The following is a 20,431-nucleotide window of genomic DNA, read 5'->3' as shown; positions in this document are numbered from 1 at the left end:
AAATCCGGCACATTGGCCGGATTTTTTATGGCTCTGTCCCACTACAGTGTTCATCTGCTGAAGAGGGAAGGGGTTACTCCAGCAGGAAAACAGCCTCGATATTGTCAGTGACCGTAATCTGCTGTTGCTGATAACTGCTATCCGCCATATCCGGCACCGGAGCAGCCGCCATTGCCATGGGTTGTGCCATCTTGAAGTTGCGACTATAGCCGGTGATGGGCGATGTGTTGCGATACTCCACGCTGTACACCTTGCCAAGCTTCATCCCGAATGCCTTGGCCAGAGATTCAGCCTTGATTTTTGCATCCTCAACGGCATTAAGTCGAGCCTGTTCCTTGATAACCTGTGGAGATTTCAACCCGTATTCAATCTGGGATACGGACTCCAACCCAGCTTTGAGTGCGGTGTCCATCAACGGGCTCAACTTGTCGAGCTGATAGAGCTTCACCGCCAATTGTCGCTGGGCACGGTACCCCAGCAAGACCGGCTTTTTGTTATCACCATACTGATATTCCGGCGAGACCATCAGGTTACCAGCTTCGACATCGTTGCGCTTGATGCCCAACCCTTCCAGCTTGCTAAAAAAGGCGGCCACCTTGGTATCAACCTGCTGCTTGGCCTTGAGGCCCTGCTTGTCCAACGCACTCACAGCCACATTGAGGGTGAGCATATCGGGCTCGGTCTTCTGTTCAGCATAACCACTCACCACCAGATGGGGCGCTTGCGGAACTTCAATCGCCAGCACCGGAGCACTGACAATCAGAGCGGAAAGAGTAAGAAGGGGACGCCACATAGAAAAAACCTCTATCGGAAAGATTGAGGTCATTATGCCCGTGCAGCCAATGGATTCATATATCGTGCAAGGGCGGGAGCTGATCCAGTATCTGATTGGTCAAATCGAGACTGATGGTGACCACACTGCCGGTATCTGGGGTCCGCTCTACTTTATCCAGTGGTGATGTCGCACCACAGACCAGCACCTCATCATCAAAATGGAAGGAATCCCACGACAGAACATGTCCCTGTCCCCCTGCGCTACAGTCACGGCCTTCACCGCGATATCCCTCTGTGGACCAAGCAATGGTATCTGACTGGCCCAGCAAATCCTGCAACAAAGGAGCATGAAAACTGCTCAATGGATACTCCTGCTGCCCCAGATCATGGCCAACCAGAATCATGTTCTGAGCTGACTCGGCCCCCATCAAGGGCACATAGGAAATAGATGCAGAGGCAAAATCAACATAGAGTGATCCGGCTACATCTCCGGCATCATTCTCTATCTCCATCCCATCCAGCCTGTCTCCCGCGATCGAGGCCTGATAGCCAAACTGGCCTGCGCAGGTAATATTACCCTGTCCATCCCAGCTATAACGGATGCCATCAATGTCGACCCAGTTGAATGACTGCATGATTACCCTCTCCTCTACAGCCGCTATCTTATCCATCCACCTTGAGAAAAAACAGGGGCCAGGCCAGCCCGGCCCCGAGACAAGGTTACGGATCGACCTTCAGATTGCCCTGATTCAACAGGTCTTCAATGATGGTCTGATCATTACGTGTACCTCCCAGCGTCAGATCGATGTTGTCAAACTGGATAACATGGGTCGTTGTGCCACTACCCGCGCCATCAAGGTCGATCGTGAGCGTAGACTTGCCAGTACCCGGACCGCTGGTGAAAGTGAGATAGGCATCTAACGACTCCTTACTGGCATGTTCGCCAGTGAGCAACTCACTGATATCCAGCACATCTCCTCCAGTTCCAGTGGTGAAGTCCTTGATCACATCGGTCCCCCCCACATCCCCAGCCAGCCACTTGAAGGTATCGCTGCCAGCACCCCCGGTCATGATATCGCTTCCCAGACCGCCGAGCAGGATGTCATTCCCCAGCCCACCGATCAGGATATCGTTGCCCGCGCCCCCAATCAGAGAGTCATTTCCTGATCCACCATCCAGGTAATCATCTCCATCACCCCCATCGAGGATGTCGCTCCCTTCCTGACCGAAGAGAAGGTCATTGCCACTGCCTCCTGACAGAGTGTCATTGCCGCCACTACGACCACTCTCCTCACTCAGCTCGGTAAGATGGGTTCGGATGTAATCCACAGTCTGTGCTCGCGTCCAGCCATGATTGGTTTCCAAGGTTTCAAAAACCAGCCAACCGGAGCCAACTGGCAGACTCAAACCAAGCTGGGTAGCCAGTGCGTCTGTATTGAGCACATCACCAAACAGGATATCATTGCCTGCACCGCCATCGACTACATCATTGCCAGCCCCCAGCAGCACAGTGATCTGATCCCCCTCGGTCAGAGCTGCCGTCAGCTGCTCTGCACTGGTCACAATCTGGGCCTCTCCAATCGGGGCGTTGAATCCCTGCTCGATCCGGATGTTGTCTATCCGCACTTCAGCAGTCCGTGAGCTGGAGCTATCGAGCAGCTCAAACACAAACCCGTATTGCCCAACCTCCAACCCATTGGTAGTAATGGTGCTGGAAGAGGTAGTACCAGAATTACTGATACCTGTGACAGTACCGCTTTGCAGAGGGTTGGCCAGATCCCAGACCCCGCCATCCAGCCTTACAAGTTTCCATGTGAAACTGTCACTCGCATTGACAGAACTCAATGCGTACTGGAACTGCAGGCTTGCTCCGGCTTGCGCAGCTGAAATCTGGATCGCATTGGCCACGGCCAGCGCCAGCACAGTGCGATCCGTATCGGAATTTGTGCGATCCTCACGGATTCGCAAATAACCGTCGGTAACCGTGTGCGTTCCCTGTTGATCACCGCTACGCACCCAGCCAGCAGCCGCATTGATGCCACTGCCTCCAGAACCAAAGGTAGCCAAATCAAGGTAACTGCCGGCAGAGTAGAACTGTGAGCCGGTTTCCGTTGTGTTGTCAAAGAACTTGAGCAGTTCCTGGTTGACGCTGCTGGTTACCCCGATGGCATTGACCTGACTGATGCCACTTAGCGATTCAAACGCATCGACAGACTCCTTGATCACCGTGTAGGTCGTGCTATCGCCCGGACCGGCAACCTGATTGCTGTCGTTGATGTAGTAGGTCGGATTGCCATCCGTGACGAAGAAGGTCAGATTCTCATAGTCGGGATCTGCCTGAGTGCCGTTGTTGAACCACTGCACGGCCTGATTGAAGGCTGCCTCATAGTTGGTCCCGCCGTTGGCAACCAGGGCATCAATGGCATTGGTCAGATTGATCACGTTGCTGGCGTCCAGACCTACAATGGTCACTCGTTCACTGGCATTGGTGGCAAAACTGATCAAGGTGACATTGATCTCGCCATCATGCTCCTTGAGCTGATTGGCCAGATGGGTCAGGGATGCCTTGAGCATGCTCAGGCGGGCCCCAGCCATGCTGCCAGATACGTCGACCAGGAGGGCGATATTGTAGTTCTGACCTGGAATGAAATTGGTGGTGGTACCACCCACATCTCCTACCAGAATATCGTGACCTGCACCGCCAGCCACAACACCATCAACACTACCATCCGAGTTGGGTACCTTGTGATCATCCCCGGTCGTCGGCGTCCCCGTACTGTCTGGGATATCCGAGGTATTGCTGCCAACCACCAGAATGTTTGAGGCAACAGGGGGCTCATTGCTCTTGACCGATACGGTGAAGTTGGCGCTGGCCTGATCGCCATCACCGTCCGTCAAGGTAGCGCTGAAGTCGAGTTCAATGTCGGGGGGAGTTATCTTGTCTATCACCCCGAAGTTTTCGATGCGCACCGAGTCATTGCCATCCAGCACAAAGCGCACATAGAGCTGACTGAACTCTCCATCTGGTTCTATGCTGGCCAACTGCATAGCTCCTTTGAGTCCCGACAGGACAAGCTCGCCGGAGTCAATGACGGTCACTCCATCGGCGGCATAAGCTACCCACTGTATGGTGCTGGTATTGGTGTTACCTACCCCATAGACATTGAAAGAGAGCCCGTCAACAGCCGTTGTGGTGGATACCTTGAACCCTTCGTTATTGTCCAGATTGCCATTCTTGATCCCGAACCCGTTATTGTTAGGATTAAGATCATCCAGATCACCGCTCGGCAGATTCTGGGGGTTGTTCACACTGCCATTGAACAGCAAACCATCAAACAGAACTCCAATGCCGCCAGCAGTCACCCCGATAGTCTCGACTGGCCCACCGGCACCAAACTGTGAGCCGATCGCAAATGTTTGCGTTGGCTGGGGTGTAACCAAATTGAAGCTGTAGGTATTGTTCTCATTGAGTGTCAAGGTATAGAACACTTTAGGTGGCAGCCCGCTGTCATCTATAGTAGCCACCAGAGTCTTGCCATCTGCTGACAAGGTCTCGGTGATCCCTGCCAAATCAGGCCATCCGGTCAATTTCAATCCACCGGTAGCCAGGGGACCATCTGCACCGAAAGAAACGCCAAACAGCCCACCGGTGGTGATGGCGGCGACATTCATCACCTCCAGACTTTCAATGCCGGTAATCACGGGCATATCGTCTTCAATCACCACGTTGACCTGCTTGGTATCACTCAAGTCACCGTCGCTGACCGACAGATTGAAGGTAAATGTCTTCAATCCTTCCTGATCGTCTCCAAACGTATGGTCGACAGGGCCCAACAAGGTGACTGTATATTTGCCTGTGAGATCCACAGAAACTTGAATAACAGGATTACCTCCCACAGAACCAACCAGGGTTGTAGATCCTATACCGCTCCACACAACAGGCTGCCCACCGGAGCTCAAGCCAGATGGTGCAGAGAGAGTGAAGGTAAAGGCACTGCTGTCTATATCCGTCACACCTGCCGTGGCCTCTGCGGATGTGCTATCAGTGGTATCGCTCGGATTGGGTGAGTTATCCGGATTAGCTCCAAGCAAACCCTCTTCAGATATGCGCAGATCCGAAACGGTCAGCATGGGCGCGTCGTTGGTCGCATTGACGGTCACGGTGAAGGGCTTGTTGTCTGCCCCGCCCTCGTCCGTAGTCCCCGCCACATTGCCATTCACAACCCCGCTCCAGTCCGCCGGCAAGGTGAAGGTCGGCACTCCCGCTGTGCTCGCACCGCTCCAGCTGTAACTGCCCGCCACCGTGCCAGCCACCCAGCCTGCCCCCATCACCGCACCTTCCGGCACATTGCTCAGGGTCACCGTCACACCGGTCACCTGCTCCGAACCATCCGCGTCGGTCGCATTGACACCCAGCTGCGCCGCCAGCGATACCGACACCGGTGCATCCGTTTCTGCCAGCACCAGGTTGGTGGCGCTGACACTGATATCCCCTTCCACTCCGATAGTGACCGTGCCACTGCTGCTGGCCGTGCCTTCATTGGTGGTCGCCACCACGGTGTAGCTGATGGGCGCACCGGTGTTGTTCGCGCTGCCCGATACCCCGGCCGTCGAATAGTCCGCCGGGAACACCAGCCCAAACGCCGGCGGCAATGCCCCCGCCACCACGTTCACTGTCAGGACGTTACCCACCAGGGTGCCACCCACTGCAGTGGTATTCGCAGGCAAATTGTTGAAGGTATACACCAGGCTGGTCCAGGTCTCTGACCCGTCACCATCGCTGATACTCACCGTGTTGGTCAGCAGCACCTGTACCGTGCCATCCGTTTCGGTCGCACCCGCATTCAGCGCCTCGACGTTGAAGTCGATGTCATGGCCGGCATTGATAGTGACGGTGAAGGGCTTGCTGTCTGCCCCACCCTCGTCCGTGGTCCCCGCCACATTGCCATTCACGACCCCGCTCCAGTCCGCCGGCAAGCTAAAGCCAGGTACGCCCGCTGTGCTCGCACCGCTCCAGCTGTAGCTGCCCGCCACCGCACCAGCCACCCAGCCTGCCCCCATCAACGCACCTGCCGGCACACCGCTCAGGGTCACCGTCACACCGGTCACCTGCTCCGAACCATCCGCGTCGGTCGCAGTGACACCCAGCTGCGCCGCCAGCGATACCGCCACCGGTGCATCCGTTTCTGCCAGCACCAGGTTGGTGGCGCTGACACTGATATCCCCTTCCACTCCGATAGTGACCGTGCCACTGCTGTTGGCCGTGCCTTCATTGGTGGTCGCCACCACGGTGTAACTGATGGGCGCACCGGTGTTGTTCGCACTGCCCGACACCCCGGCCGTCGAATAGTCCGCCGGGAACACCAGCCCAAACGCCGGCGGCAATGCCCCCGCCACCACGTTCACTGTCAGGACGTTACCCACCAGGGTGCCACCCACTGCAGTGGTATTCGCAGGCAAATTGTTGAAGGTATACACCAGGCTGGTCCAGGTCTCTGACCCGTCGCCATCGCTGATACTCACCGTGTTGGTCAGCAGCACCTGTACCGTGCCATCCGTTTCGGTCGCACCCGCATTCAGCGCCTCGACGTTGAAGTCGATGTCATGGCCGGCATTGATAGTGACGGTGAAGGGCTTGCTGTCTGCCCCACCCTCGTCCGTGGTCCCCGCCACATTGCCATTCACGACCCCGCTCCAGTCCGCCGGCAAGCTAAAGCCAGGTACGCCCGCTGTGCTCGCACCGCTCCAGCTGTAGCTGCCCGCCACCGCACCAGCCACCCAGCCTGCCCCCATCAACGCACCTGCCGGCACACCGCTCAGGGTCACCGTCACACCGGTCACCTGCTCCGAACCATCCGCGTCGGTCGCAGTGACACCCAGCTGCGCCGCCAGCGATACCGCCACCGGTGCATCCGTTTCTGCCAGCACCAGGTTGGTGGCGCTGACACTGATATCCCCTTCCACTCCGATAGTGACCGTGCCACTGCTGTTGGCCGTGCCTTCATTGGTGGTCGCCACCACGGTGTAGCTGATGGGCGCACCGGTGTTGTTCGCGCTGCCCGATACCCCGGCCGTCGAATAGTCCGCCGGGAACACCAGCCCAAACGCCGGCGGCAATGCCCCCGCCACCACGTTCACTGTCAGGACGTTACCCACCAGGGTGCCACCCACTGCAGTGGTATTCGCAGGCAAATTGTTGAAGGTATACACCAGGCTGGTCCAGGTCTCTGACCCGTCACCATCGCTGATACTCACCGTGTTGGTCAGCAGCACCTGTACCGTGCCATCCGTTTCGGTCGCACCCGCATTCAGCGCCTCGACGTTGAAGTCGATGTCATGGCCGGCATTGATAGTGACGGTGAAGGGCTTGCTGTCTGCCCCACCCTCGTCCGTGGTCCCCGCCACATTGCCATTCACGACCCCGCTCCAGTCCGCCGGCAAGCTAAAGCCAGGTACGCCCGCTGTGCTCGCACCGCTCCAGCTGTAGCTGCCCGCCACCGCACCAGCCACCCAGCCTGCCCCCATCAACGCACCTGCCGGCACACCGCTCAGGGTCACCGTCACACCGGTCACCTGCTCCGAACCATCCGCGTCGGTCGCAGTGACACCCAGCTGCGCCGCCAGCGATACCGCCACCGGTGCATCCGTTTCTGCCAGCACCAGGTTGGTGGCGCTGACACTGATATCCCCTTCCACTCCGATAGTGACCGTGCCACTGCTGTTGGCCGTGCCTTCATTGGTGGTCGCCACCACGGTGTAACTGATGGGCGCACCGGTGTTGTTCGCACTGCCCGACACCCCGGCCGTCGAATAGTCCGCCGGGAACACCAGCCCAAACGCCGGCGGCAATGCCCCCGCCACCACGTTCACTGTCAGGACGTTACCCACCAGGGTGCCACCCACTGCAGTGGTATTCGCAGGCAAATTGTTGAAGGTATACACCAGGCTGGTCCAGGTCTCTGACCCGTCGCCATCGCTGATACTCACCGTGTTGGTCAGCAGCACCTGTACCGTGCCATCCGTTTCGGTCGCACCCGCATTCAGCGCCTCGACGTTGAAGTCGATGTCATGGCCGGCATTGATAGTGACGGTGAAGGGCTTGCTGTCTGCCCCACCCTCGTCCGTGGTCCCCGCCACATTGCCATTCACGACCCCGCTCCAGTCCGCCGGCAAGCTAAAGCCAGGTACGCCCGCTGTGCTCGCACCGCTCCAGCTGTAGCTGCCCGCCACCGCACCAGCCACCCAGCCTGCCCCCATCAACGCACCTGCCGGCACACCGCTCAGGGTCACCGTCACACCGGTCACCTGCTCCGAACCATCCGCGTCGGTCGCAGTGACACCCAGCTGCGCCGCCAGCGATACCGCCACCGGTGCATCCGTTTCTGCCAGCACCAGGTTGGTGGCGCTGACACTGATATCCCCTTCCACTCCGATAGTGACCGTGCCACTGCTGTTGGCCGTGCCTTCATTGGTGGTCGCCACCACGGTGTAGCTGATGGGCGCACCGGTGTTGTTCGCGCTGCCCGATACCCCGGCCGTCGAATAGTCCGCCGGGAACACCAGCCCAAACGCCGGCGGCAATGCCCCCGCCACCACGTTCACTGTCAGGACGTTACCCACCAGGGTGCCACCCACTGCAGTGGTATTCGCAGGCAAATTGTTGAAGGTATACACCAGGCTGGTCCAGGTCTCTGACCCGTCGCCATCGCTGATACTCACCGTGTTGGTCAGCAGCACCTGTACCGTGCCATCCGTTTCGGTCGCACCCGCATTCAGCGCCTCGACGTTGAAGTCGATGTCATGGCCGGCATTGATAGTGACGGTGAAGGGCTTGCTGTCTGCCCCACCCTCGTCCGTGGTCCCCGCCACATTGCCATTCACGACCCCGCTCCAGTCCGCCGGCAAGCTAAAGCCAGGTACGCCCGCTGTGCTCGCACCGCTCCAGCTGTAGCTGCCCGCCACCGCACCAGCCACCCAGCCTGCCCCCATCAACGCACCTGCCGGCACACCGCTCAGGGTCACCGTCACACCGGTCACCTGCTCCGAACCATCCGCGTCGGTCGCAGTGACACCCAGCTGCGCCGCCAGCGATACCGCCACCGGTGCATCCGTTTCTGCCAGCACCAGGTTGGTGGCGCTGACACTGATATCCCCTTCCACTCCGATAGTGACCGTGCCACTGCTGCTGGCCGTGCCTTCATTGGTGGTCGCCACCACGGTGTAGCTGATGGGCGCACCGGTGTTGTTCGCGCTGCCCGATACCCCGGCCGTCGAATAGTCCGCCGGGAACACCAGCCCAAACGCCGGCGGCAATGCCCCCGCCACCACGTTCACTGTCAGGACGTTACCCACCAGGGTGCCACCCACTGCAGTGGTATTCGCAGGCAAATTGTTGAAGGTATACACCAGGCTGGTCCAGGTCTCTGACCCGTCACCATCGCTGATACTCACCGTGTTGGTCAGCAGCACCTGTACCGTGCCATCCGTTTCGGTCGCACCCGCATTCAGCGCCTCGACGTTGAAGTCGATGTCATGGCCGGCATTGATAGTGACGGTGAAGGGCTTGCTGTCTGCCCCACCCTCGTCCGTGGTCCCCGCCACATTGCCATTCACGACCCCGCTCCAGTCCGCCGGCAAGCTAAAGCCAGGTACGCCCGCTGTGCTCGCACCGCTCCAGCTGTAGCTGCCCGCCACCGTGCCAGCCACCCAGCCTGCCCCCATCAACGCACCTGCCGGCACACCGCTCAGGGTCACCGTCACACCGGTCACCTGCTCCGAACCATCCGCGTCGGTCGCAGTGACACCCAGCTGCGCCGCCAGCGATACCGCCACCGGTGCATCCGTTTCTGCCAGCACCAGGTTGGTGGCGCTGACACTGATATCCCCTTCCACTCCGATAGTGACCGTGCCACTGCTGTTGGCCGTGCCTTCATTGGTGGTCGCCACCACGGTGTAACTGATGGGCGCACCGGTGTTGTTCGCGCTGCCCGATACCCCGGCCGTCGAATAGTCCGCCGGGAACACCAGCCCAAACGCCGGCGGCAATGCCCCCGCCACCACGTTCACTGTCAGGACGTTACCCACCAGGGTGCCACCCACTGCAGTGGTATTCGCAGGCAAATTGTTGAAGGTATACACCAGGCTGGTCCAGGTCTCTGACCCGTCACCATCGCTGATACTCACCGTGTTGGTCAGCAGCACCTGTACCGTGCCATCCGTTTCGGTCGCACCCGCATTCAGCGCCTCGACGTTGAAGTCGATGTCATGGCCGGCATTGATAGTGACGGTGAAGGGCTTGCTGTCTGCCCCACCCTCGTCCGTGGTCCCCGCCACATTGCCATTCACGACCCCGCTCCAGTCCGCCGGCAAGCTAAAGCCAGGTACGCCCGCTGTGCTCGCACCGCTCCAGCTGTAGCTGCCCGCCACCGCACCAGCCACCCAGCCTGCCCCCATCAACGCACCTGCCGGCACACCGCTCAGGGTCACCGTCACACCGGTCACCTGCTCCGAACCATCCGCGTCGGTCGCAGTGACACCCAGCTGCGCCGCCAGCGATACCGCCACCGGTGCATCCGTTTCTGCCAGCACCAGGTTGGTGGCGCTGACACTGATATCCCCTTCCACTCCGATAGTGACCGTGCCACTGCTGCTGGCCGTGCCTTCATTGGTGGTCGCCACCACGGTGTAGCTGATGGGCGCACCGGTGTTGTTCGCGCTGCCCGATACCCCGGCCGTCGAATAGTCCGCCGGGAACACCAGCCCAAACGCCGGCGGCAATGCCCCCGCCACCACGTTCACTGTCAGGACGTTACCCACCAGGGTGCCACCCACTGCAGTGGTATTCGCAGGCAAATTGTTGAAGGTATACACCAGGCTGGTCCAGGTCTCTGACCCGTCACCATCGCTGATACTCACCGTGTTGGTCAGCAGCACCTGTACCGTGCCATCCGTTTCGGTCGCACCCGCATTCAGCGCCTCGACGTTGAAGTCGATGTCATGGCCGGCATTGATAGTGACGGTGAAGGGCTTGCTGTCTGCCCCACCCTCGTCCGTGGTCCCCGCCACATTGCCATTCACGACCCCGCTCCAGTCCGCCGGCAAGCTAAAGCCAGGTACGCCCGCTGTGCTCGCACCGCTCCAGCTGTAGCTGCCCGCCACCGTGCCAGCCACCCAGCCTGCCCCCATCAACGCACCTGCCGGCACACCGCTCAGGGTCACCGTCACACCGGTCACCTGCTCCGAACCATCCGCGTCGGTCGCAGTGACACCCAGCTGCGCCGCCAGCGATACCGCCACCGGTGCATCCGTTTCTGCCAGCACCAGGTTGGTGGCGCTGACACTGATATCCCCTTCCACTCCGATAGTGACCGTGCCACTGCTGTTGGCCGTGCCTTCATTGGTGGTCGCCACCACGGTGTAACTGATGGGCGCACCGGTGTTGTTCGCGCTGCCCGATACCCCGGCCGTCGAATAGTCCGCCGGGAACACCAGCCCAAACGCCGGCGGCAATGCCCCCGCCACCACGTTCACTGTCAGGACGTTACCCACCAGGGTGCCACCCACTGCAGTGGTATTCGCAGGCAAATTGTTGAAGGTATACACCAGGCTGGTCCAGGTCTCTGACCCGTCACCATCGCTGATACTCACCGTGTTGGTCAGCAGCACCTGTACCGTGCCATCCGTTTCGGTCGCACCCGCATTCAGCGCCTCGACGTTGAAGTCGATGTCACCTTGTGGCGTCACTATCAGCGTCAAGGTCGAAGTAACAACATCAGAACTATCGGTGACCAGATAACTCACTGTAGGAACTGCACCAGAATAGTCAGGAGCGGGGGTAAAGGTGAAAGAGCCATCACTGTTGATGATCAGCGTACCAATGCCAGTAAGGGTCGATGTAACACCTGCGGGAACATCAATATTACTACCCCAGCTATAGCTGATGATGGATTGAGCCAAGGGACCATCCGGGTTGGAGCTATTGGCCAAAAGATCACCACTGACAGGGTTATCTTCATCCATCGAAAATACTTCACTCTCATCCAACAAGAGATTAGTTAGTGGCTCCGGTTCTAACAGTGGTTCAGCCGCTTGCTCAGTGTTGATAATGGGTTCAGCCTGATAATTGGTATCAAAACCGGCCTCGGCAATGGTCGCATCACCGGTTCTATCAATGGTGACAAAGCCACCATTGCCGCTTGCTCCTGCTACCCCGCCAATACCACCGCCACCACCGGCAGCAGGTGCACCACCTGCTGCTGAAGCCTCAAAGTTTTGCGTCGGGTCAACGCCTTGCAAAATTGACTCTTGCAATGCAGCAATGTCAGAAGGAGCGCCCTCCGTGCTGGCACCACCTTGCGGTTGTCCCGGTTCTGCTAATTCGGAACCGGTGGGTACATTCTGCGCTGGTGTATCGTCATAGGGGGAAAGAACAAGCTTGGCATCATCCGCTATGGTCAATTTGGCACCGGGCTGGAGTATTTCCCCCTTTTGCAGGGGGCGACTGCTGCCATCAGCCAGCACAATCTCCACATTCCCTTCGATAGCTGAGACAACCACGGACTTGTCGATGATTTGGGTACGCATATCCATTGCTCCAACGTGACAGATCTTGATGTCTACACCGTAGAGGGAGATAACGTGCTTTTCCGTTGCAATAATCTATAGGTTTGACTGCCCTCAAACCGATATAGAGAATAAAATCGAAAGGTTATTTTTTCTTCATTAAAATCATAACGATACAAATGGAACCAAATAACACCCATATTAATTTGATAATAAAAAAATCAAAAAATATATTGTATTGATATAAAAAATGACCCCATTCGGGGCCATTTCTACAGTGCACATATCAATCAAGACAAGGGGAAAGCAGGATGCACAAATCCCTGATAACCATCGATATGCAACTTGGAAAGCAGTTCCACTTGATGTTGATCTTCGACGCGGGTTGCAATGGTGGTCACACCGGCATTGTGCGCAGCTCGGCACACTGCAGCCAAGAATGAGGTGTCAGCACCCGGCTCCATGACCTGACTGGTATAACCGTGATCCACCTTGACATAGGCAGGCGCTAACTCCTCCAGATAGCCCAGTGACTGGAAGTGACGGCCGTAGTGGTCAACCCCCCACTGGAAACCATGGACCTGCAATGCGCCTACCAAAGCGGCCACATGATCTTTGTGCTTCATAATGGCTGCCTCGGGTATCTCGAATAACAGCCGTTCTTTCAATTCGCCATGTTCGACCAGATAGTGCGTCAGCCAGGTCAAAAACTCATCCGAACAAAGCGAACCTGCCGTTATATTAATTGCCAGCACTAGATCCGCTTGTTTGTGCAGTAAGGGAACACATGCATCAAGTATTGCCTGATCAAAATCGCCCCCCAATTTGAACTGTTCGATGGCAGGCAAAAACTGACCGGCAAAATAGTCCGTGCCATCGCGAGAGATAGATGCAAACAACTCGGCATGCAACCTGGCCCCGTTATCAAATCGGCAAGCTGGCTGAGCCTTGAATCGCCAGAGGTGATGCGAAATAGCATCCTGAACCAAATCACGCCATGCCAAGCGCCCCATCAACCCCTGCTCGGCTCCCCCTTCCATGACAACAGCACCACGGCGTTCATTACGCGCCTTGCCGAGTGCATTATCCGCTTTAGTCAACAGGACTGAGAGATCATCATTACCATCACGGCCTGCAATACCAATGACGGAGAGAGGATTACCCTCCGCCATTGGGTTCACGACCAGATCAGCAATACGAGAATTGATAATTTCTGCCAACTCCTTAAGCTGACCCAAATCATCTGTCGGGCAGAGCAGAGCATATTCGGTCGCTGATATCCGCGCCACAGCTGCACCATCCCATCCCTTAAGCTGTTCGCGTAAGATTTGTGCTATAGATTTGACCATATTATCACGGGCAGCAAAACCTTCATCACGGTAGATATCATCGAGCATATCTACCGCAACCAACATGATGCCCCCTTGGCCAGATTCTGCAATCCAGGCATTAACCTGACCAACAAAATAGGCTCGATTACCCAAGCCAGAAACGGCATCCACATAAACTCGTTCACGCAGTTTCTCCGCCTCGTCGGCCTGCTCTTTGAATTGCACCGCCAACTTTCCGGATAAGATGTTGATCGCTTGTACAACCTGCTTCAATTCATAGGTCTTGGGCTCTGGAATGGTATGCCCAAAATGATGCAATTCAATCTCGACGGCCTGCTCACAAATCTGCTTGAGCGGTTTTAACAGGAAATTAAGTGCACGCATAAGCAAGATCGTGGTTACCAAAAATCCAATCACAAACCAGGTCGCCAGTTCGCTCATCCCTGCCCACAGTTCGTGATAGGCTTGTCCTGGGTGGCCCACCACCTTGAGCTTGCCAAGTTGCAGCCAGCCAGACGTCAGAATTGACTCATTGGATACTTCCGGAAACAAGCCAAGTTCAATAAACCAGTCAGGTACACCTTGAATACGGCTGCTGTTTTCTTCTTCAATCACATCTTTCGACGCAAGCAGGTCAAGACGAACCATACGGTAATAACCACCATCAAATATGGCCTTAATCACCGACTCAGCTCCCACCTTGTCGCCATTTTCAAGATAAGGGGTTAATGCCAGTCCCAGTGACGTAGCGGTGTTGATTACCGTTGTTTCCTGCTGTTGTGCCAGATAAGTTCGTGTCGAATTGAATTGCACCCAATAAGTAGCTGCAAACAATAGTCCAAACAACAGCAACATGGTGGCCAATAACTGTCTATAAAGCGTCATAGGTTAATCATCCAAATTCACCACAGGCCTAGCCAATCGCCCCGATGTCATGCGATTGCGTAAATCATTCCATAATCCCAAGCGAGATGATTGGCCAGCCAGCTCCCCTTGGCCTCGCGCCTTCATCAACCACAAGTGACTACCGTTAAAACTATAGATAGGTACCAAATCTCGCCGTTGGGTAGCGGGTCGAATAGAGCCTATCAAATTATCCAAAATAACCGGAACCGAAGAGGGTGTCTCATAATATGCCACCACCATGTGGAACTGGTTGTAATCAAGGGCCTTGACATAAACCATCCGCATTTTTTCATCCGGGATCCCCAATTCCAGTAGTGTGGAATATTTGGCAATACTGAAATCTTCGCAATCTCCTCCGGCAGCTCCCAGAAACTCGAGCGGGGTTGCCCAGTAATCTTTCTTGCGCCACAACTTGATGTCATCAACAAAGCGCATTTGATTAAAAAAGTTGTTCACTCTTTCGAGCTTTTTCGTCTCGCTCAGTGCCTTTCCCTTCGTTTCCATCACCAGCATGCGCCAACTGGTTACACGCTTGCCAGCTCTGGCGCCATAGGTCTGCTCCGCCCGCTTGATCAAGTTGAGGTCTTCCTGTGGCAGAGGCTGGCTGGCACAGAGCAAAAGTGAGAAGGGTAACAGCAGGATCCATAAGGAGTGGCGCAGAGTACGTAGAGATCGGTATCTCCATTTATTGAGGAGATCATACCATCTGCCTCCGGTACCACGCTGGAGTGTCACGTCATATGCCTGCTGCATGATTGCTTCTGCACTCCTCAAAAACCGCGCAACCACCTGCTTTAGCCAAACATGGTGACTGCCAGCTGCAGTCACCATGTTGGCGTTCATCATCATCCCGGCGGGATCATTGGCAAACGGTTATTGCCTGGGCTGCCATTCAGCGGGTTGCTTGACGCTAAATGCATTGAGCAGACTTCCTGTCGCATTGAGGATGCGATAGTCCGCCAGCAATGCATCATACTCAGCAGTGATATAACTGCGACGCGCTTCGAACAATTCGTTTTCGGTGTTCAATACGTCCAGCAAGGTTCGCTGACCCAAGCCAAACTGCTTCTTGTATGCCTGAACGGTATCGTAGCTTGCATCCACATGCTCTTTAAGGAAGGTTTTCTGTTTGGCCAGCGACTCTTTCGCATTCCATGCCAAACGGGTTCCCTCTTCTACCTGACGAAATGCATTCAGATGAATGTCTTTCGCCTGAGAGTACAGTGCCGAAGTTGCATTGCTCTCGGCTACGTCAGAACCACCTCGGAACAGGTTGTAACGCATCCGCACCATAGCTGTCAGATCGTCATTGCGACCTTTAACGGCATCAATATCCTCATTCCAGTTTTGGTCCACTTCAAAAGTGACGTTAGGGTAGAAACCGGATTTGGCACCTTCATGCTGATACTTGGCCGCTTCAATATCTTGCAGGGATGAGAGCAGGGTCGGGTGAACTTCTGTCGCCGTTTTCAGGGCAGTATCGAGACTAGCCGGGACCAACTCGGCATTAGGTACCGGTTGAACGAGATCTTTTGGTACCTCGTTAACCACCCGAATAAACTCGCTTTCCGCATCACGGTAGTTGTTTTCAGCGGCGGCTTGGTTGGCGTAGGCCCTGGCAACACGACCATCAATCTGGGTCTGATCAGCAGTAGAACCAAGCCCTGAATCAGTCCGTTTCTGAATGTCGCTACGGATCTGTTCGTGGGTTTCCAGGTTCTGTTTGGAGAGTTCCAGGATCTCCTGCTGGCGCAGCATATTGAGGTAGACCTCAGCCACTCGCAGCGCGGTATTCTCTGCTTCGGAGATCATCGCCAGACGCTGGGCGTTGGCTTCAGCTTCAGTTCGGGAGACGTTGTTGCTGACATCAAAGCCATCAAACAACATCTGCCGCAAACTGAGTCCAGCCTCTTTGCGAGTCATGGAGTCATCAATATTGCTGTTTGAACCAGCAGCCCGGGTAGAAGGGCTGTCAGTCTTTTCATAGCCTACGCCGCCACGCAGATCGATCGTAGGATAATAGCCACCCTTGGCGCCATCATGCTGATAGAGGCGTGCCTGGTAGAGATCAAACGCTTCCTTGATCTTGGGATGCGTAGCGAGTGTCTGTGCCACCGACTCTTCCAGAGTCTGGGCCTGACCCAAACTAGGGATCAGGGTGATGCCACTGACCAGCATGGCAACAATCGTTTTTTTCATGTTATCTCCAGTCATGTTTTGTTTTTAGATTGTTGGCTTATCGTTCTCTCAGTGCCGACTGCTTAGCCCGTAAAATCGGCTTAAGTAAATAGTCTAGGACACTTTTTTTACCAGTAATGATATCAGCACTGGCTAACATACCGGGGATGATGGGAAGTGCGTTAAGCTCATCGCCCAAGTAACTCTTCTCGGTACGCACCCGAACCAGATAAAAGGAGTTCCCCTCCTCATCCTGGATCGAGTCCGCACTTATCTGTTCAACCTTGCCATGCAATCCTCCATAGATTGTAAAGTCGTAGGCAGTGATCTTGACGATGGCATCCAGCCCCGGTCGCAGGAAGGCGATATCTTTCGGCGACACCTTGGCTTCAACCAACAAGGTGTCCTCCAGCGGCACTATCTCCATCAAATCCATGCCGGGCTGCACCACGCCGCCCAGGGTGTTGATCTTGAGTTTCTTGATGGTGCCCTTGAGCGGAGCAATCACGCTGGTCCGATCAACCCTATCTCGCAAGCCAACCTGCCCTTCTGACAACTGGCCAAGTCGCCCCTGCTTCTCATTCAGTTCCGTCTGGGAGTCAGCACGGAATTTCAGCGCTATGTCATTGCGCTTGGAAATAGTCTCACGCAACACCGAATTGAGTTTTGGTATCAGCAGACGGTTGCTCTCCAGCTCCCCCTGCATCTCGTTGACCTGCCGCTCTAGCTTGATTAGCTCCACTTGAGGCACTATACCCTCTTTTGCCAGTGGACGGCTAATATTGAGCTCTTGTCTGGCCAGATCCACACTGCGATTCACGGTGCGAATTTTGGCATTCAGTTCAATCAGTTCCTGCTCTTTCTGCTCGATCTGTTGACCAAGAATATAGAGCTGGTTCTTCAGGTTATTAAGGCGATCCCGTTGTACCGAGCGTTCACGGTTGGCATATTCGGGAAAGACGGTTTCATAGCCATCCGGAAACTGAATTGGCGCTTCTCCCACCACTACCTGTTCACGCCACCCCAGTGCAGGGTCATTTTTAACCTCAACACTGGCCATTTCGGCCCGTAACCGGGCAATATCTCCTTTCAGAGTGACCAGCTCCTGCTCACGCTCTCGAAAATCGGAGCGGAAACGGGTGTCATCGATACGCAGCAGCGGCTGTCCCTTCTCGACGATATCTCCCTCTTTGACGAAGATCTCTTTTACTATCCCCCCTTCCAGATTCTGGATCACCTGCAGTTGGCGGGATGGGATCACCTTGCCCTGACCCACGGTGACTTCATCCAGCTCGGCCCAGGCAGCCCAGACGATGGCACTCATGAAAAAGAGGAAACAGCACCACAACAGGATGCGGGCACCGGTTGGGGTAGTAAGCAACACAGCGGCCGCGCCGTCATCGACAAACTCCAGATGCTCGGGGGCCGGCAATACATCACCGGAAGGCGCCTTTTTGCTGCGTTTTAACCAGTCCATGAGCCCCTTAACCATGGGACACCTCCTGCACGCGCACCTTGCCTTCCTTCAACTGCTGCAACACCACCTCTTTGGGGCCATCTGCCACAATCTGTCCCTGCTCGATGACAATAACCCGCGAGGCCACATCCAGCATTGAGGTCTTGTGGGTGATGAGGATCAAGGTGGTTTCCGGGCCCAGTCTGGCGAGCTCCTGTTTGACCTGCATCTCGGACTGGTTGTCCATGTTGGAGGTAGGCTCATCCATCACCAGAATGGGGGGATCATTGAGCAGGGCGCGTGCCAGCAGGATCGCCTGACGCTGGCCACCGGAGAGCTGGCGGCCACCCTCGCCGATCTGCCGATCCAACCCGTTGGGATCACGGTTGGTAAAATTGGTGACGCCCGCCCGCTTGGCAGCGCGCAAGACTCTCACGTCATCCACCAGCGGATTACCCAGCATGATGTTGTCTCGCACCGAACCAAAAAAGAGAATGACATCTTGGGGAACACAACCGATATTGCGACGAATCACCGAGGGAGGTAACTGGTCTATTTCGAAACCATCGATCCGGACCGAACCGTCAGTCGGCCGATACAGCCCCATCAACAACTTCTCGAGGGTCGTTTTACCCGCCCCAATCCGGCCGATAATTGCCACCTTTTCACCCGGCTGAATACGCAAATTGATATGGTGCAGGGTGCTGGTTTCCATTCCTGGATATTTGAACGAAACATTTTCGAATTCAATTCGACCGGCAATCACCGGATGATGGATATATTGCTTGCCCTCCTCCTGCTCACCCGGGGTTTGCATGATTTTTTCCAGAATATCCAGTGCAGATTTGGCCTGGTTATAACGGGTCGACAACACTGAGAGTTGCACCATGGGCGCAATGGCACGGCTGGAGAGCATCACGGCAGCAATCATCCCCCCCATGGTGACCAAGCCTTCGGAGATCTGGTAAACACCGACGATCACCAGACCGACCGTCACAACCTGCTGGATATAACTGGCCAGTGACGACATGGAGTTGGTAATTCGCCGTGTTTGTACACCCCAAGTGGAAATATGGGAAACAGCCTGCTCCCAACGGTGCTGGAACAGACTCTCGGCGCCAAAAATCTTGACCGTTTCCAGCCCAGAAATACTTTCGATCAGGTTGGCATTTTTCTGAGAGGCCAGCCGGGAACCCTCTTCGATGGACTTTTTGAGCGGCTCTTGAATATAGACGCTATAGGCGATGAGGATCAGCATGGCGACGATGGGGACCACCACCATCACGCCAGCAAACATCCAGATAATAAAGAGGAAGAAGACAGCAAAAGGGAGATCGATAAGAGTAGAAACCGTCGCGGAAGTGAAAAACTCCCGCACCGATTCAAATTCCTGCAGATGTTTGGCGAAAGCGCCGGTGGAAGCGGGACGAGACTCCATCCGCATGCCCATCACCTTGGCGAAAATCTTGGCAGACAATAGCACATCAGACTTTTTGCCAGCGATATCGATAAAGTAACTGCGCAACTGCCGCATCACAAAATCGAAGGTAAAGACCACCATGGCCCCGACCGCCAGCACCCAGAGCGAATCAAATGCCAGATTGGGCACAATCTTGTCATAGACGTTCATGGTAAAGAGGGGGCTGGCGATGGCAAACAGGTTGATCAGAATGGAGGCGATCAGCACATCGCGATAGATTCCGCGAGATTCAAACAAAGTGCTCCAGAACCAGTGGCCATCACGGGTCTCCAGCACCTTGGGAGAGCGCTCGTCAAATTTGAACTGCTTCTTAACGTAAAAGAGGCGCCCCAAATACTCATCACCCAGCTGGGCAGCAGTCAGCCATTGGGCGGCATCACCTGCCTGCGGGAAAATCACTTTCCCCTGGCTGCGATCTTCGTTCCACTCCAGCAAAATGCAGGCACCACCACTGCGCATCTGCAATACGCAGGGCAGCAGCAAGGGAGAGATCTGATCAAGCGGCTGGATCACTTCACGGGCAGATAGCCCGCCCCGCTCGGCAGCACGACAAAAGAGTGCTGTCGTCAGTCGTCCGGAGACCAGTGGCAACCCGGTCGTCAGGGCATCCTGGCTGTTGGGCACACCATAAAAGCGGGTCAAGAAGACCAGACACTCCAATAACTCATCGATACGACTTGTTTCTGCTTGCATAGCATCCTGTCACTGCATAAATGAGGTAGATAAGAGCGTTCATCGCTCATA

The 20,431-nt window shown here is 55.9% G+C and carries 8 protein-coding genes; all 8 read right to left on the bottom strand.

Features of this window, described 5'->3' with window-relative positions:
• Positions 1 to 73 precede the first annotated feature (73 nt).
• Entirely contained in the window at positions 74 to 793 is a 720-nt protein-coding gene (locus tag I6L35_RS14165; protein WP_216978511.1) for an SIMPL domain-containing protein, read from the bottom strand.
• A 55-nt stretch (positions 794 to 848) separates the two neighbouring features.
• The gene (locus tag I6L35_RS14160) at positions 849 to 1,409 is read right to left on the bottom strand and encodes a hypothetical protein (RefSeq protein WP_216978510.1); all 561 of its coding nucleotides are present in this window, start codon (positions 1,407 to 1,409) and stop codon (positions 849 to 851) included.
• Positions 1,410 to 1,494: 85 nt separating this feature from the next.
• Positions 1,495 to 12,357 (bottom strand): retention module-containing protein, encoded by a 10,863-nt coding sequence (locus I6L35_RS14155; protein WP_254204463.1) that lies wholly within the window; start codon positions 12,355 to 12,357, stop codon positions 1,495 to 1,497.
• Positions 12,358 to 12,626: 269 nt separating this feature from the next.
• The gene (locus I6L35_RS14150; protein ID WP_216953336.1) at positions 12,627 to 14,552 is read right to left on the bottom strand and encodes an EAL domain-containing protein; all 1,926 of its coding nucleotides are present in this window, start codon (positions 14,550 to 14,552) and stop codon (positions 12,627 to 12,629) included.
• Between the two features lie 3 nt (positions 14,553 to 14,555).
• Positions 14,556 to 15,308, bottom strand: coding sequence for a transglutaminase-like cysteine peptidase (locus tag I6L35_RS14145; RefSeq protein WP_254204305.1), 753 nt, complete (start codon positions 15,306 to 15,308; stop codon positions 14,556 to 14,558).
• Between the two features lie 138 nt (positions 15,309 to 15,446).
• Complete coding sequence (locus I6L35_RS14140) at positions 15,447 to 16,772, bottom strand: TolC family outer membrane protein (protein ID WP_216953335.1); 1,326 nt, start codon at positions 16,770 to 16,772, stop codon at positions 15,447 to 15,449.
• A gap of 37 nt (positions 16,773 to 16,809) precedes the next feature.
• Entirely contained in the window at positions 16,810 to 18,243 is a 1,434-nt protein-coding gene (locus I6L35_RS14135; protein ID WP_216953334.1) for an HlyD family type I secretion periplasmic adaptor subunit, read from the bottom strand.
• A complete protein-coding gene (locus I6L35_RS14130) occupies positions 18,236 to 20,380 on the bottom strand; it encodes a type I secretion system permease/ATPase (RefSeq protein ID WP_216978508.1) in 2,145 nt (714 codons plus the stop codon). The genes I6L35_RS14135 and I6L35_RS14130 overlap by 8 nt, the downstream gene beginning before the upstream one ends.
• Positions 20,381 to 20,431: the final 51 nt, after the last annotated feature.

Source organism: Aeromonas sp. FDAARGOS 1405, from assembly GCF_019048265.1.
GTDB lineage: Bacteria > Pseudomonadota > Gammaproteobacteria > Enterobacterales > Aeromonadaceae > Aeromonas > Aeromonas veronii_A.
This window is presented reverse-complemented; position numbering and strand designations above follow the sequence as displayed.